The sequence below is a fragment of the Enterobacter sp. BNK-8 genome (assembly GCF_048685095.1).
In the GTDB taxonomy this organism is placed as follows: Bacteria; Pseudomonadota; Gammaproteobacteria; order Enterobacterales; family Enterobacteriaceae; genus Enterobacter; species Enterobacter quasiroggenkampii.
Window position 1 is genome coordinate 2,951,663 of record NZ_JBLQTN010000001.1, and the last position, 14,479, is coordinate 2,966,141.

Sequence of the window (14,479 nt, forward strand, 5' to 3'; positions counted from 1 at the left end):
ATAGAAAAAATTGGAATTTTGATATGAATCGGGATTGCGCGAATCAGTATTAATCCCTAAGGAGCAGAGAGCGCAATCCGGCCGCTTTGTTTTCGATCTCCTGCCACTCCTGTTCCGGGTCAGACCCGCTGACAATGCCGGCCCCGGCGTAGAGCCGCAGGGAGTCATCCTGGACGCGGGCGGAGCGCAACGCCACGCAAAATTCACTCTGGTCAGGCGATAAATACCCGGCAGAACCGGCGTACCACTCGCGGTTAAAGGGCTCAACCTTCTGAATAAATTCGCGCGCAGGCTGTCGCGGCAAACCGGCAACGGCCGCCGTCGGCTGTAGCATATGCAGGCACTGCTCGTCGTCGGCCTGTTTGAGTTCGGTCCAGATACAGCGGCGCAAATGCTGCACTTTACGCAGGCGCACCACCTGGGGGGGCAGTACCTCAAGCGTCTGCGTGTAGTGCTGAAGACGCTGGCAAATATCTTCCACGACCAGCATATTTTCGCGCTGGTTTTTATCGTCGTTCAGCAGCCACTCGCCGAGACGCTGCGCCTCGCCATCATCGGCATGGCTGGCGACGGTGCCCGCCAGCGCTTCGGTGCGCAGCAGCGTGCAGCGCCGCCGCCAGAGACGCTCGGGGGTCGAGCCAAGAAACGCGTTGCTGGCGTCGAATATCATGCAGAAATGGTAGCAATGTAAATTCAGGGCGCGGCTGGCCGCCATCAGCGCGACAGGGTTAACGCGCTGTGTAAACCGGATATCGGTTGCCCGGGCGAGAACCACCTTTTCGAAATCACCGCGCGCGATGGCCTCTGTCGCTCTGCGGATAAGCGTCAGCCATTCGGCCTGTTGCGGCTGATGGGTTTCGTGCTCAACCTGAACGGATAGCGGACGGATAGATCTCGCAGGACGGAGCTGCTGTAAAAAATCCCGCGCGGCGAGGGCATCTTCCTGAAGTGAATAATCGCTCCACAGCTGCAGACGCAGCGTAGCGGTGCCGGCGGTACGTCGCCAGAGCAGCCGCGGTAAAAAGAGGCTGCCCTGCTCCGGAGTAAAGGCGTTCAGGCCACAGATACGGGTATCACCTGCCGCGTTTTGCTCGCGCAAAAACTGCGTGGCTAACGCCAGAGAGGAAAAGGGGATCACCGCCCCCAGCGCAGCCAGTTCTTCATCGCCGTTACGCTGCTGCCAGTAAAACTGCGGATAGCACTGCTGCGCCCCAAGCCAGGCGAGAGGGTCGAAAGCGTCGTTTAACGGGAAAGAGACGTCGAAATGACATATGCCGGGTGTTGCGGGTAACGCTTGCGAAAGCTGGGTACGCAATTGCTCCAGCGCGAGGAAAATCGAATTCACGCGAACCTCTCCCTGTTAAAACCTCGTATTATACGGGGTACTGGCAATAAATAGCAGTACCCACGTATAGGGAGTGGTTAAGCGACTTAACGACGGGCCAACAGCAGCCCCAGTACCAACCCGACGGCAGCACCGACTCCAATACCCTGCCACGGTTTTTCATGCACGTAATCATCGGCACGGTACACCGCTTTTTTAGCGCGGTAGTAGTAGGTATCGGACGCATGGCTGACGCGGTTTTTCACTTCATGCAGCGCCTGCTCGGCGCGGGCTTTTAGCTCAATATATTTCTGATCGGCAGGGTCGCCCGAGGAACGTAACACCTCTTCCAGCGTTTCGCTCAGTAAGGCCAGGTCGTCGTCGATACGGGTATCCCAGGATTGAAATGACATATTTTTCTCCATGTTAGTACACCAGTCCGCTAACTATAGCCAACGACTCGTCATTACGCCTGCTTCGCTTCCCGCGCCATGCCGATGTGAGGAATGCCGTCTTCATCGTACACCTCGGTGACCGGCACGAAACCAAAGTGGCCGTAGAAGGACTGCAGGTGCGCCTGCGCACCCAGGTATAACGCCTTGTTCGGCCACTGTTTCTGGCATGCCTCCAGCGTTTTCTCCATCAGCTGATAGCCCAGTTTTTCACCGCGCGCTTTGCCGCTGATGATGACGCGGCCAATGACGACAGGCTCAAAATCGTCTTCGCTTTTCAGAATCCTCGCATACGCCACCAGCTCGTTATTCCGCCAGCCGAGGATATGGCGGTTCTCGCCGACGAGATCGTCGCCGTCGATGTCCTGATACGGGCAGGTCTGTTCAACCACGAACACTTCGCAGCGCAGTTTCAGCACGGCGTAAAGTGAATGAACGGTGAGGTCACTATGGTGTAAATCTTGCCACTGGATCATGTCAGTCTCCTTCCTGGGGTTCATCACGTTATACTAAACCCCTTCCCGTTCGGCAAAGGGCTGATTGCGTTATGGAACTGATTTTTCTGGGTACGTCCGCGGGCGTGCCAACCCGCTCACGAAATGTGACGGCGATACTGCTGGATCTTAAACACCCCACCCGCGGCGGGCTGTGGCTGTTTGACTGTGGTGAAGGGACGCAGCATCAGCTGTTACACACCGCTTATCACCCCGGCAAGCTGGATAAAATTTTTATCACCCATCTGCACGGCGACCATCTGTTTGGCCTTCCCGGCCTGCTGTGCAGCCGCTCGATGGCCGGTAACGCCAACCCGCTGACGATTTACGGGCCTGCGGGTATTCGTGAGTTTGTTGAAACCACACTGCGCCTGAGCGGGTCGTGGACGGATTATCCGCTGGAGGTCGTTGAGATTAGCGAAGGCCTGATTTTCGATGATGGCGATTATAAGGTGAGCGCTCAGCCGCTCAATCACCCTGTCGAGTGCTATGGCTATCGCATTGACGCGCATGACAAACCCGGCGCGCTGGACGCCGCCGCGCTGATGGCCGATGGCGTAAAGCCCGGACCGCTGTTCCAGCGCCTGAAGCACGGTGAGACCGTCACGCTGGAGGACGGGCGCGTCATTAACGGTCAGGATTATCTCGCCGCCCCACAGCCTGGCAAGAAGCTGGCCATTTTTGGCGACACGGCCCCGTGCCGGGCGGCGCTCACGCTGGCCCAGGGCGTGGACGTGATGGTGCATGAAGCGACCCTTGAAACGGCGATGGAAGAGAAAGCCAACGGCCGGGGTCATAGCTCGACGCGACAGGCGGCGCAGCTTGCCCGTGACGCGGGCGTCGGGAGGCTCATCGTCACCCACGTCAGCTCGCGCTACGACGCGCGGGGCTGTGAAAAGCTGCTGGCTGAGTGTCGCGCGCTGTTCCCGGAATGTGAGCTGGCCGAAGATTTCGCTCAGGTCAGCGTTTAGTCCTTCATTTTTCCCTCAGGATGCCGATAACGATTAAAAGGTCAGCATTTCTCTCGAGGGTAGAATGGATAATTTCCAGAAAGATATTGATGACAGGGCGAATCTGACCCTGTCGAACCGTTTTGAACTGTTGCTGTTCCGTCTTGGCACCTCTCTTAACGAAAATAAATCTGAGCTGTTTGGCATTAACGTCTTTAAGCTGCGTGAAATTGTGCCGATGCCGGAGTTCACGAAACCCGCCGGGATGAAATCACCGCTGATGGGAATGGTGAATATTCGCGATCAGGTGATCCCGGTGATCGACCTGGCTGCCGTGGCAGGCTGTAAGCCCACCACCGGGCTGAATATCCTGCTGATCACCGAATACGCGCGCAGCGTGCAGGCGTTTGCCGTGGAGTCGGTTGAGAACATCATGCGTCTGGACTGGAAGCAGGTGCACGCGGCGGAAACCGCCGTCAGCGGTCGCTACATCACCAGCATTGCGTGTCTTGACGAGAAGAGCGATACCAACGATCTGGCGATGGTGCTGGACGTTGAGCAGATCCTGTATGACATCACTCCGGCCAATCATGATCTGCACGCCACCAATCTGAAAACCACCAAATTCCATATCAAGCCGGGCGCGGTCGCCATCGTCGCGGAAGACTCCAAAGTGGCGCGCTCAATGCTGGAGAAAGGCCTGCAGGCGATGGAGATCCCGGCGCAGCTGCATATCACCGGCAAAGAGGCGTGGGAGAAAATTGGGGTACTGGCCGCACAGGCGCAGACTGAGGGTGTGCCCATCACCGATAAGATCGCGCTGGTGCTGACCGACCTCGAAATGCCGGAAATGGACGGTTTTACGCTGACGCGCAAAATCAAAACCGACCCGGTACTGAAAGATATTCCGGTGGTGATCCACTCTTCCCTTTCCGGCAACGCCAACGAAGACCATATTCGTAAGGTGAAAGCGGATGGCTACGTCGCGAAGTTTGAGCTGAACGAGCTGTCGTCAGTGATTGAGGAAGTGCTGGACCGCTCGATGAAGAAGATTGACGGGCCGTTGATTAGCCGCAAACAGCTGGCTTAAGCATGGTGCGGGCTGGTGCCCTCACCCCGGCCCTCTCCCACAGGGAGAGGGAGAAAACCATAAAAAAACCCGCCGAGGCGGGTTTTTTGTTTTTACATTAATGGCATCGCTCGCTGCACGATATCAATCAGCGGCTGCGGATAGATACCGAAGATCAGCACCAGCAGCGCGGAGATGAGAACCACAATACCGCCAGCGCTGTACTGCCAGTTGGTTGGGGCATCACGGTTGAGCTGCTGAGGCGCGCTCAGGTACAGGCTCACGGCCACGCGCAGGTAGTAGTAGAGACCAATCGCGGACCCAATCACCACGCCCGCAGTCAGCCACCACAGGTGCGCCTGCACACCGACGGCCAGCACGTAGAACTTACCGATAAAGCCGAGCGTCATCGGGATACCCGCCAGAGAGAGCATCATCACGGTCATCACTGCGGACAGGATCGGACGGTGCCAGAACAGACCACGGTAGGAGAACAGTGAATCGGCATCCGGACCACGGTACGGGCTGGACATCAGGCTCACCACGCCGAAGGCGCCGAGGCTGCTGAACAGGTAACCGGCCAGATAGACGCCCACGGCTTCCATCGACATCTCACCGCTCTGCAGCGCAATCAGCGCCACCATCAGGTAGCCCAGATGAGAGATAGACGAGTAGCCCAGCAGACGTTTGATGTTGGTCTGGCTCAGCGCCATCAGGTTACCGAAGATGATGGAGACGAACGCAATAATGCCCAGCACCACGCGAACCGCTTCGCTGTCACCCACCGGTGCGTACAGGAACAGACGCATAACCACCCCGAAGATGGCGATTTTGCTCGCCGTCGCCAGGAAGGTCGACACCGGCGCTGGCGCGCCCTGGTAAACGTCTGGCGTCCACAGGTGGAACGGCACCAGAGAGAGTTTGAAGCCGAGGCCAACAATCATCATGCCCAGACCCGCCAGCAGCAGCGGCTCATGCAGCATGCCGTCACCGAGGCTCTTGCCGAGCGCCATAAAGGAGAGGTTACCGGACTGTGCGTACACCAGCGCAATACCAAACAGCAGGAACGAGGACGCCGCCGCAGACAGGATGGTGTACTTGATGCTTGCTTCCAGGGAGCGCTTCTGGCGGAAGGCGTAACCAATCAGACCGAACAGCGGCAGAGAGATCAGCTCAATGCCGAGGAACAGCGCGGCCAGGTGGTTCGCATTCGCCAGCAGAATGCCGCCCAGCGCGGCAATCAGAACCAGCAGGTAAAACTCTTCTTTGTTGTCGTTGTAGCCTTCGAGCCACGGGTACGCAAAGGTACAGGTTGCCAGGCTCGCCAGCAGCACCAGACCGGTATACAGCATGGCGTAACCGTCAACGCGCATCAGCGGGGTGACGTCCATCGCCCCACCCTGGCCAACAAACCAGAGAGAGACTAATGCGGCGTTCAGGCCGATGACCGACAGCGTGGCATTCAGGAAGTGATTGCGTCGCCACGCAATGGAGAGCATCACAACCACCACCGTCAATCCGACGATCAGCAGCGGTAGCAGCGCGATCAGTTGTTGTGGAGTTATTGTCATGGCGAATTACGGCCTTGTAGTAGAAACAGAATTAACAAACCACTGCTGGATATTGCCCATCGCGCTGTGCGAGGTATCCAGAATCGGCTGCGGGAAGAAGCCCAGCAGCACCAGCAGTACGACCAGCAGCAGGATGATGAACAGCTCACGCAGCGACATCCCCGGCAGTTCTTGTGCAGCAATTTCGCTCTTCGCTTTACCGAAGTAAGCGCGGTGCAGCATCGCCAGCGAGTAGACGGAAGCGAACACCAGACCAAAGGTGGAGATCACGGTAATCACCGGTACCACTTTGAAGCTGCCGAACAGAATCATAAATTCGCCGACGAAGTTACCGGTGCCCGGCATCCCCAGAGTCGCCACCGCGAAGAACATGGAGAGCGCTGGCAGCCACTTAATTTTGCTCCACAGGCCGCCCATCATACGCATGTCGCGGGTGTGCAGACGTTCGTACAGCTGACCGCACAGGATGAAGAGACCGGCTGCGGACAGACCGTGCGCAATCATCTGGATCACCGCCCCCTGGTACGCCAGCTGGCTGCCGGTGTAGATAGCAATCAGCACGAAGCCCATGTGGGAAACGGAGGTATAAGCAATCAGACGCTTGATGTCGTACTGGGTGAAGGCCATCCAGGCACCGTAGAAGATACCGATGACACCCAGCCACATGGCAATCGGTGCGAATTCTGCGGAGGCATTCGGGAACAGCGGCAGAGCGAAACGCAGCAGACCGTAGGCCGCCGTTTTCAGCAAGATGCCCGCCAGGTCAACGGAACCCGCCGTTGGCGCCTGAGAGTGCGCGTCTGGCAGCCAGCCGTGCAGCGGAACCACCGGCATTTTCACCGCGAAGGCGATGAAGAAGCCCAGCATCAGCAGATATTCCACGCCGTGAGACATTGGGGTCTTCAGCAGGTCTTCGTAGTTGAAGGTCCAGGTGCCGGTCGCGTTGTGGTGAACAAACACCAGCGCCAGAATGGCAATCAACATCACCAGACCACTCGCCTGGGTATAGATGAAGAACTTGGTTGCCGCCGTGATACGCGTTTTACCGTCGGATGCCTTGTGGCCCCACAGCGCGATCAGGAAGTACATCGGAACCAGCATCATCTCCCAGAAGAAGAAGAACAGGAACATGTCGATGGCAAGGAACACGCCGATCACGCCGCCCAGGATCCACATCAGGTTCAGGTGGAAGAAGCCCTGGTATTTTTCGATTTCTCGCCAGGAGCAGAGTACCGCCAGAACGCCGAGCAGACCGGTCAGCACCACCATCAGCAGTGAGAGACCGTCAATCGCCAGGTGGATCGTAATGCCGAAACGTGGGATCCACGGCAGGATGAACTCAGACTGCCACTGCGGAATGCCCGCAGACTGGGTCAGTGAGTAACCGCCCTGCAACCACAGTTGCAGGCCAAGCGCGAGCGTCAATCCCATGGTGATCAGCGCGATCCAGCGCGGCATCTTCACGCCAAAGCGTTCAGTCTGCCAGCACAGGAAGCCGCCGATGAAGGGAATTAATATTAGCCAGGGTAGTAACATGGCGATTTACATTCCTTTTTAAGGCCCCCAGCAGGGGCCTGATTTTCAACGAATTCGAATAAAATTCACTTAACGATCAACGCAACACCATCAGCAGCGCCAGCACGACAACCGCACCGATGCTCATGGACGCCACATACCAGCGCAGGTAACCGTTCTCGCTGTACAGCAGGCCTTTGCCTGCAAAGCGGGAAAGGATCGCCGGGATATTCATCAGGCTGTTCAGCGGGTCGCGCTTCAGCAGCCACGCGATGCCCAGGAATGGCTTAACGAAGATCATGTCGTACAGCCAGTCGAAGCCCCACGCGTTGTACCACCAGGTGCCCAGCAGGCGGCCCGGCGCACTGTTGGCCACGGCAGTGACCAGCGTACGTTTACCCAGCCATAGCCATGCGGCAATCAGGATGCCCGCGATAGCGACCACACCGGAGGTGATTTCAAGCGTCAGAACGCGACCGTGCTCAAGCTCGGTGGTGTCTGGCAGCACGCCCTGCAGCGGAGGCACAATCATCGCGCCAACGAAGGTGGACAGTACCAGCAGCACAATCAGCGGCAGGTGATGGGTAATCCCCTTCCCTGCGTGAGCATGAATTTGTTCTTTACCGTGGAATACGATGAAAATCATACGGAAGGTATACAGGGAGGTCATGAACGCACCGACCAGACCCGCAACCATCAGATTGATATGACCATTCGCCATGGCACCCGCAAGGATTTCGTCCTTACTGAAGAAGCCCGCGGTGATCAGCGGCAGTGCCGCCAGCGCCGCGCCGCCCACCAGGAAGCAGACATAGACCAGCGGGATAGACTTACGCAGTCCGCCCATTTTGAAGATGTTCTGCTCGTGATGGCAGGCCAGAATCACCGAACCGGATGAGAGGAACAGCAGCGCTTTAAAGAACGCGTGCGTCATCAGGTGGAAAATGGCCGCGTCCCACGCCTGAACGCCCAGCGCGAGGAACATGTAACCAATCTGGCTCATGGTTGAGTACGCGAGAACGCGCTTGATGTCGGTCTGCACCAGCGCGGCAAAGCCTGCCAGCACCAGCGTGACCGCACCGACGATACCCACCAGATGCAGAATTTCCGGGGTCATCAGGAACAGGCCATGGGTACGCGCAATCAGGTAGACACCGGCGGTGACCATGGTCGCAGCGTGGATCAGCGCGGAGACAGGGGTTGGACCCGCCATCGCATCTGCCAGCCATGTCTGCAACGGCAGCTGTGCGGATTTACCCACGGCACCACCCAGCAGCATCAGCGTTGCCCACCACAGCATGTTGTTGCCTGCGGCGAAGTGCGCTGGCGCCAGTTCCACCATTTCGCGGAAGTTCAGCGTGCCCAGTTCGTTGTAAAGAATGAACAGCGCGAAAGCGAGGAAGACATCACCCACGCGGGTCACGACGAACGCTTTCATGGCCGCTGCGCCATTCTTCGGATCGGTATAGTAGAAACCGATCAGCAGGTAAGAACACAGACCCACGCCTTCCCAGCCCAGATACATCAGCAGCAGGTTATCGGCCAGGACCAGAACCACCATGCTTGCGATAAACAGGTTGGTGTAGGCGAAGAAGCGGGAGTAACCCTCTTCACCGCGCATATACCAGGAGGCGAACATGTGGATCAGGAAGCCGACGCCGGTGACCACGGAGAGCATGGTCAGGGAGAGACCATCCAGCACCAGGTTGAAACCGATGTTGAAATCACCGACTGACATCCAGGTCCACAGCGGCACGCTGAAAGGCTGACGCCCGTTGTTAAAGAAGTCGATACCCGCATACGCTGTCACCAGCGCGGCCAGGCCAACAGAGCCCATGCCGACGGTTGCAGACAGATTCTCAGACCAGCGGCCGCGAGAAAACGCCAGCAGCACGAAGCCAATCAGCGGAAAAATAATGGTTAAGGCAAGCATGTTCATCCACGCAACTCACTTACTGAATCGATGTTCAGATTCTGGCGGCGACGATGGAGCTGCAGCAACAGCGCCAGGCCAATACTCGCTTCGGCAGCCGCGAGGCTGATGGCGAGAATGTACATCACCTGACCATCGGTCTGGCCCCAGTAGCTTCCGGCGACCACGAAGGCCAGCGCGGAGGCGTTAATCATGATTTCCAGCCCGATCAGCATAAACAGCAGATTGCGGCGGATAACCAGACCGGTCAGACCCAGAACGAATAAAATCGCAGCGAGGATCAGTCCATGTGTTAAGGGGATCATGCGCGCTCCTCCGTTTTTCTTTTCGCGCGGTCGTCAGTGCGGTTGCTCAGCACCTCGCCAGCACGCTCTTCGCGGCCAACGTGGAAAGCCACAACCAGACCTGCCAGCAGCAGCATTGAGGCCAGTTCCACTGCCAGAACGTATGGGCCAAAGAGCGTGATACCCACCTCTTTCGCGCCAATCGGCGTGCCGTCGATGCCCTGATCGTTAACACCCAGAATGGCGTAAACGATCACCACCAGCATGATGGCCGACAAAATTGCCGGGCCGATCCACACCTGCGGTTTTAACCACTGACGTTCCTGCTCAATTTCAGAGCCGCCCAGGTTCAGCATCATCACCACGAACACGAACAGCACCATGATGGCCCCGGCGTAGACGATGATTTCCAGCGCACCGGCGAAGTGCGCGCCCAGTGCGAAGAACACCCCGGAAATGGCCAGCAGCGAGATGATTAAGTACAGCAGCGCATGCACCGGATTGGTGTGCGTGATCACTCGCAGCGTAGCCAGGATGGCGATAAGGCCACAGATATAAAAAGCGAATTCCATTGCCCTCTCCTTACGGTAACAGGCTCTTGACGTCGATAGGCTTAGCTTCGTTCTCTGCTTCGCCCTTATCTTTGCCGTCGATTGCCATACCCGCCATCCGGTAGAAGTTATATTCCGGGTATTTGCCCGGACCGGAAATCAGCAGATCCTCTTTCTCGTACACCAGGTCCTGACGCTTGTACTCACCCAGCTCGAAGTCTGGAGTCAGCTGAATCGCCGTGGTTGGGCACGCTTCTTCACACAGACCGCAGAAGATGCAGCGTGAGAAGTTGATGCGGAAAAACTCAGGGTACCAGCGGCCGTCTACCGTCTCGGCTTTCTGCAGAGAGATACAGCCGACCGGGCACGCTACCGCACACAGGTTACAGGCAACGCAGCGCTCGGAACCATCCGGGTCGCGCGTCAGCACGATACGGCCACGGTAGCGCGGCGGCAGATATACCGGCTCTTCCGGGTACATCCGGGTTTCGCGTTTGGCAAACGCATGCAGGCCGATCATCCAGATACTGCGTACCTGGGTACCGAAGCCTACCAGTAATTCTTTTAAGGTCATGGTCTATTGCCCCTTATGGCTGCTGCCAGAGAATGACAGCGGCCGTTACCAACAAGTTGACGAGCGTCAGCGGCAGGCACACTTTCCAGCCGAAGGACATTACCTGGTCATAACGCGGACGCGGTAACGCTGCGCGAATCAAAATGAACATCATCATGAAGAACGCGGTTTTCAGCGCGAACCAGATGAACGGCGGTAAGAACGGGCCATGCCAGCCACCGAAGAACAGCGTTACCATCAACGCGGAAATGGTGACAATACCGATGTACTCGCCCACGAAGAACAGACCGAATTTCATACCGGAATATTCGATGTGGTAACCGTCGGCCAGTTCCTGTTCGGCTTCTGGCTGGTCAAACGGGTGACGGTGACACACTGCCACGCCCGCGATGGCAAAGGTAATAAACCCAAAGAACTGCGGAATAACGTTCCAGATGTCGGCCTGGTTGTTGACGATGTCGGTCATGTTGAATGAACCGGCCTGCGCCACCACGCCCATCAGGGAGAGACCCAGGAACACTTCGTAGCTCAGGGTCTGCGCGGAAGCACGCATCGCACCCAGCAGCGAGTATTTGTTGTTACTGGACCAGCCTGCGAACAGGACCGCGTAAACCGCGAGGCCTGCCATCATCAGGAAGAACAGAATGCCGATGTTCAGGTCAGCGACCACCCAGGTCGGGCTGACCGGCACGATAGCAAACGCCAGCAGCAGCGAGGTGAAGGCGATCATCGGTGCCAGAGTAAAGATCACGCGATCCGAGAAGCGCGGGATCCAGTCCTCTTTAAAGAACATCTTGATCATATCCGCGACCAGCTGGAGTGAACCACCCCAGCCCACGCGGTTCGGTCCGTAACGGTTCTGGAACAGACCGAGCAGACGACGTTCACCAAAGCTCATGAACGCGCCGCAGGTGACCACCACCAGCAGGATAACAATCGCTTTCAGAATGCTCAGCAGGATGTCGATAAGATCCGGCGTTAACCAACTCATGCTTTTGCCTCCTGCAGATTATCAAGACGCGCACCCGCCAGAACCGGCGCGATGCCAGGCATACCCATCGGCAGACCGACCTGCCCTGCTGTCAGACTTTCAGAAATAATCAGCGGCAGGCTGATGGTCTGGCCGTCATAGCTAAAGGCGATGTTCGCACCCGCGTTAACGCCAAGCTTCGCGGCATCCGCCGGGTTAAGCTTGATGTACGGCTGCGGCATACGGGTCTGGAAGACCGGTGAACGCTGGGACAGCTCGTCGCTACCGAACAGGTGGTAGTACGGTGCAATACGCCAGCTACCGTCCTGCGCCTGGAAGCTCGCCGGTACGGTGGTGAAGAAGTCCAGACCGGTTTCGGAAGCTTCAATCAGACGCACGCCCGGATCGCCGTGGCGCAGGGAGCCGCCCACTTCAGCCTGGAACTTGTTCCATGCCTGCGGGGAGTTCCAGCCCGGTGCCCATGCGAACGGGATTTGCGAACGCGGCGCAGACGGCTGGTTGTTCCCTTCCATGGAGAAGGCGAACATGGTGTCTTTATCCTGCGGCTGGCGCGGTTCGTGCACGCTGATATTGGCGCGCATTGCAGTACGGCCGCTGTAACGGTGCGGTTCACGCGCCAGTTTCTGGCCGCGAATGCGGAAGCTCGCTTCAGGCGCGGCATCTTTAATGCCTGCCAGCTGAGGCAGTTTTTCCACCACCGCGTCGATAACGTGGTCGAGCTGCGTCCAGTCCACTTCACGGCTCTGCACGGTGCTGTGCAGGGAGTGCAGCCAGCGCCAGCTTTCCAGCATCACGGTGTTGCTGTCGTAGTAAGACGGGTCATAAACCTGGAAGAAACGCTGCGCGCGGCCTTCGTTGTTGATAACGGTACCGTCGCTTTCTGCGAAGCTTGCCGCAGAGAGCACCAGGTGCGCTTTGTCCATAATCGCGGTGCGCTGATGGTCAATCACCATCACCAGCGGCGCTTTGGAGAGCGCGGCGTCAACGCGAGCGGCAGAAGCATGGCGATGCAGGTCGTTTTCCAGCACCACCACGGCGTCAGCGGCACCGGATTCCAGTTCGCTTAACGCAGCTTCCAGCGAGCCGCCGCCAATCATGCCCAGACCAATGCTGTTCACCGCACGGGCAATCATGGTCACACCGACGTCAGCACCGCGGCCTTTCAGGGCTTTGGCCACGTTGGCTGCGGCCTGAATGATCTCTGCGCTACCGGCGTTGGTACCGGAAATAATCAGCGGTTTCTTCGCACCGGCCAGGGCCTGAACAATCACGTCAACCTTGTTTTGCAGGTCGCGATCCAGCTCAACGGCCGGTGAGTTGTTGTCCAGCGCGTGGGCAATGGCAAAACCAAGACGCGCCTGATCTTCAACCGGTGCGCAGTAGGTCCACGCCGCGATATCGTCCAGACGGGTATTGTCGACGTTGGTCACAAACAGAGGATGCTTCGCGCGCTGACCGATGTTCAGGATCGCCGCAATCTGCCAGTCAGCCACTTTTTGCGCCGCTGCCATTTCACGTGCTTTACCCTTCACCGCCTGACGAACCGCCAGAGCTGCGCGGGCGCCTGTCTGGGTCAGGTCTTCACCCAGCACCAGGACCGCATCATAGGATTCGATTTCGCGCAGCGCAGGGGTATGGATACCGCCTTCACGCAGCACTTTCAGTACCAGCTGCAGACGTTCCTGCTCGCCCTGGGCGATGCCGGTATAGAAGTTTTCCGCCCCGACCAGCTCGCGCAGCGCGAAGTTGCTTTCGATGCTGGCACGCGGGGAGCCGATACCGATCACTTTCTTCGACTGGCGCAGAATATCTGCCGCGCCCTGCATCGCCTGTTCTGCGTTCAGGGTAATGAAATCGTCGCCACGGCGCTGAACCGGCTGACGCGGACGGTCTTTCAGGTTCACATAGCCATAGCCGAAACGACCGCGGTCGCACAGGAAGTAGTGGTTAACGGTACCGTTGTAGCGGTTTTCGATACGACGCAGTTCGCCGTAGCGCTCACCCGGGCTGGTGTTACAGCCGAGGGAACACTGCTGGCAGATGCTTGGCGCAAACTGCATGTCCCATTTACGGTTGTAACGCTCGGAGTGAGTTTTATCCGTGAAGACGCCGGTCGGGCAGATTTCTACCAGGTTACCGGAGAATTCGCTCTCCAGCACGCCGTCTTCCGGACGACCGAAGTAGACGTTGTCATGCGCGCCATACACGCCCAGATCCTGACCGTCTGCATAGTCTTTGTAGTAACGCACGCAGCGATAGCAGGCGATGCAGCGGTTCATTTCGTGAGAGATGAACGGCCCCAGATCCTGGTTACGGTGGGTACGCTTGGTAAAGCGATAGCGACGGAAGCTGTGACCGGTCATCACGGTCATATCCTGAAGGTGGCAGTTACCGCCCTCTTCACAAACCGGACAGTCGTGCGGGTGGTTGGTCATCAACCACTCCACCACGCTTTCGCGGAACTGTTTGGCTTCTTCGTCATCAATCGAAATAAAGGTGCCTTCGGTGGCTGGCGTCATACAGGACATCACCAGGCGACCACGCGTGTCTTCCGCGTTTTGATATTGCTTCACCGCACACTGGCGGCAAGCACCGACGCTGCCCAGCGCCGGATGCCAGCAAAAGTACGGAATATCGAGGCCAAGAGACAGACAAGCTTCCAGCAGGTTGTCCGCCCCGTTGACTTCGTATTCTTTGCCGTCTACATGAATCGTAGCCATTAGCATGCTTCCAGTTGGCTCGGTCGAAACCGAGCGTTAATCAAAATTCTT

At 57.8% G+C, this 14,479-nt stretch carries 13 protein-coding genes; 2 read left to right on the forward strand and 11 right to left on the reverse strand.

Annotation, left to right across the window (positions count from 1 at the left end):
- Positions 1–49: 49 nt before the first annotated feature.
- The 3 genes from menF to ACMGGU_RS14260 form a co-directional block, all read right to left on the reverse strand.
- Positions 50–1,345: an isochorismate synthase MenF gene (gene menF / locus ACMGGU_RS14250; protein WP_048224229.1), complete on the reverse strand. Its 1,296-nt coding sequence runs from the start codon at positions 1,343–1,345 to the stop codon at positions 50–52.
- Positions 1,346–1,431: 86 nt separating this feature from the next.
- Complete coding sequence (gene elaB, locus ACMGGU_RS14255; protein ID WP_008500219.1) at positions 1,432–1,737, reverse strand: stress response protein ElaB; 306 nt, start codon at positions 1,735–1,737, stop codon at positions 1,432–1,434.
- 53 nt (positions 1,738–1,790) lie between these two features.
- On the reverse strand, positions 1,791–2,252 hold the full coding sequence (locus tag ACMGGU_RS14260; protein WP_023344582.1) for a GNAT family N-acetyltransferase: 462 nt from the start codon (positions 2,250–2,252) through the stop codon (positions 1,791–1,793).
- A gap of 71 nt (positions 2,253–2,323) precedes the next feature.
- Here ACMGGU_RS14260 and rbn point away from each other — a divergent pair, with 71 nt between their 5' ends.
- Together rbn and ACMGGU_RS14270 are read left to right on the forward strand one after the other, a co-directional pair.
- A complete protein-coding gene (gene rbn / locus ACMGGU_RS14265) occupies positions 2,324–3,241 on the forward strand; it encodes a ribonuclease BN (RefSeq protein ID WP_045908723.1) in 918 nt (305 codons plus the stop codon).
- Positions 3,242–3,305: 64 nt separating this feature from the next.
- Positions 3,306–4,310 carry a chemotaxis protein gene (locus tag ACMGGU_RS14270; RefSeq protein ID WP_262811159.1) on the forward strand — a complete coding sequence of 335 codons (1,005 nt, stop codon included), beginning with the start codon at positions 3,306–3,308 and terminating at the stop codon, positions 4,308–4,310.
- A gap of 92 nt (positions 4,311–4,402) precedes the next feature.
- Here the strand turns inward: ACMGGU_RS14270 and nuoN are convergent, their stop codons facing one another.
- The 8 genes from nuoN to nuoG form a co-directional block, all read right to left on the reverse strand.
- Positions 4,403–5,860 (reverse strand): NADH-quinone oxidoreductase subunit NuoN, encoded by a 1,458-nt coding sequence (gene nuoN, locus ACMGGU_RS14275; protein WP_024908971.1) that lies wholly within the window; start codon positions 5,858–5,860, stop codon positions 4,403–4,405.
- 6 nt (positions 5,861–5,866) lie between these two features.
- Entirely contained in the window at positions 5,867–7,396 is a 1,530-nt protein-coding gene (nuoM, locus tag ACMGGU_RS14280; RefSeq protein ID WP_008500214.1) for an NADH-quinone oxidoreductase subunit M, read from the reverse strand.
- A 76-nt stretch (positions 7,397–7,472) separates the two neighbouring features.
- A complete protein-coding gene (nuoL, locus tag ACMGGU_RS14285; protein WP_023325763.1) occupies positions 7,473–9,314 on the reverse strand; it encodes an NADH-quinone oxidoreductase subunit L in 1,842 nt (613 codons plus the stop codon).
- Positions 9,311–9,613, reverse strand: a complete 303-nt coding sequence (gene nuoK / locus ACMGGU_RS14290) for an NADH-quinone oxidoreductase subunit NuoK (RefSeq protein WP_003861496.1) — start codon at positions 9,611–9,613, stop codon at positions 9,311–9,313. The genes nuoL and nuoK overlap by 4 nt, the downstream gene beginning before the upstream one ends.
- The gene (gene nuoJ, locus ACMGGU_RS14295; protein ID WP_008500212.1) at positions 9,610–10,164 is read right to left on the reverse strand and encodes an NADH-quinone oxidoreductase subunit J; all 555 of its coding nucleotides are present in this window, start codon (positions 10,162–10,164) and stop codon (positions 9,610–9,612) included. Before nuoJ ends, nuoK begins: the two co-directional genes overlap by 4 nt.
- 10 nt (positions 10,165–10,174) lie before the next feature.
- Positions 10,175–10,717 carry an NADH-quinone oxidoreductase subunit NuoI gene (gene nuoI, locus ACMGGU_RS14300; protein ID WP_003861491.1) on the reverse strand — a complete coding sequence of 181 codons (543 nt, stop codon included), beginning with the start codon at positions 10,715–10,717 and terminating at the stop codon, positions 10,175–10,177.
- Between the two features lie 13 nt (positions 10,718–10,730).
- Positions 10,731–11,708, reverse strand: a complete 978-nt coding sequence (gene nuoH / locus ACMGGU_RS14305) for an NADH-quinone oxidoreductase subunit NuoH (RefSeq protein WP_008500211.1) — start codon at positions 11,706–11,708, stop codon at positions 10,731–10,733.
- Positions 11,705–14,428 (reverse strand): NADH-quinone oxidoreductase subunit NuoG, encoded by a 2,724-nt coding sequence (gene nuoG, locus ACMGGU_RS14310; RefSeq protein ID WP_021241554.1) that lies wholly within the window; start codon positions 14,426–14,428, stop codon positions 11,705–11,707. Before nuoG ends, nuoH begins: the two co-directional genes overlap by 4 nt.
- Positions 14,429–14,479: the final 51 nt, after the last annotated feature.

What these genes read in the sequence shown, in the direction of transcription:
- nuoM (WP_008500214.1), bottom strand. Translation starts at nt 7,396, where the DNA reads ATGTTACTACCCTGGCTAATATTAATTCCCTTCATCGGCGGCTTCCTG.
- nuoJ (WP_008500212.1), bottom strand. Translation starts at nt 10,164, where the DNA reads ATGGAATTCGCTTTTTATATCTGTGGCCTTATCGCCATCCTGGCTACG.
- rbn (WP_045908723.1), top strand. Translation starts at nt 2,324, where the DNA reads ATGGAACTGATTTTTCTGGGTACGTCCGCGGGCGTGCCAACCCGCTCA.
- ACMGGU_RS14260 (WP_023344582.1), bottom strand. Translation starts at nt 2,252, where the DNA reads ATGATCCAGTGGCAAGATTTACACCATAGTGACCTCACCGTTCATTCA.
- nuoH (WP_008500211.1), bottom strand. Translation starts at nt 11,708, where the DNA reads ATGAGTTGGTTAACGCCGGATCTTATCGACATCCTGCTGAGCATTCTG.
- nuoN (WP_024908971.1), bottom strand. Translation starts at nt 5,860, where the DNA reads ATGACAATAACTCCACAACAACTGATCGCGCTGCTACCGCTGCTGATC.
- nuoG (WP_021241554.1), bottom strand. Translation starts at nt 14,428, where the DNA reads ATGGCTACGATTCATGTAGACGGCAAAGAATACGAAGTCAACGGGGCG.
- ACMGGU_RS14270 (WP_262811159.1), top strand. Translation starts at nt 3,306, where the DNA reads ATGGATAATTTCCAGAAAGATATTGATGACAGGGCGAATCTGACCCTG.
- nuoL (WP_023325763.1), bottom strand. Translation starts at nt 9,314, where the DNA reads ATGAACATGCTTGCCTTAACCATTATTTTTCCGCTGATTGGCTTCGTG.
- nuoK (WP_003861496.1), bottom strand. Translation starts at nt 9,613, where the DNA reads ATGATCCCCTTAACACATGGACTGATCCTCGCTGCGATTTTATTCGTT.
- nuoI (WP_003861491.1), bottom strand. Translation starts at nt 10,717, where the DNA reads ATGACCTTAAAAGAATTACTGGTAGGCTTCGGTACCCAGGTACGCAGT.
- elaB (WP_008500219.1), bottom strand. Translation starts at nt 1,737, where the DNA reads ATGTCATTTCAATCCTGGGATACCCGTATCGACGACGACCTGGCCTTA.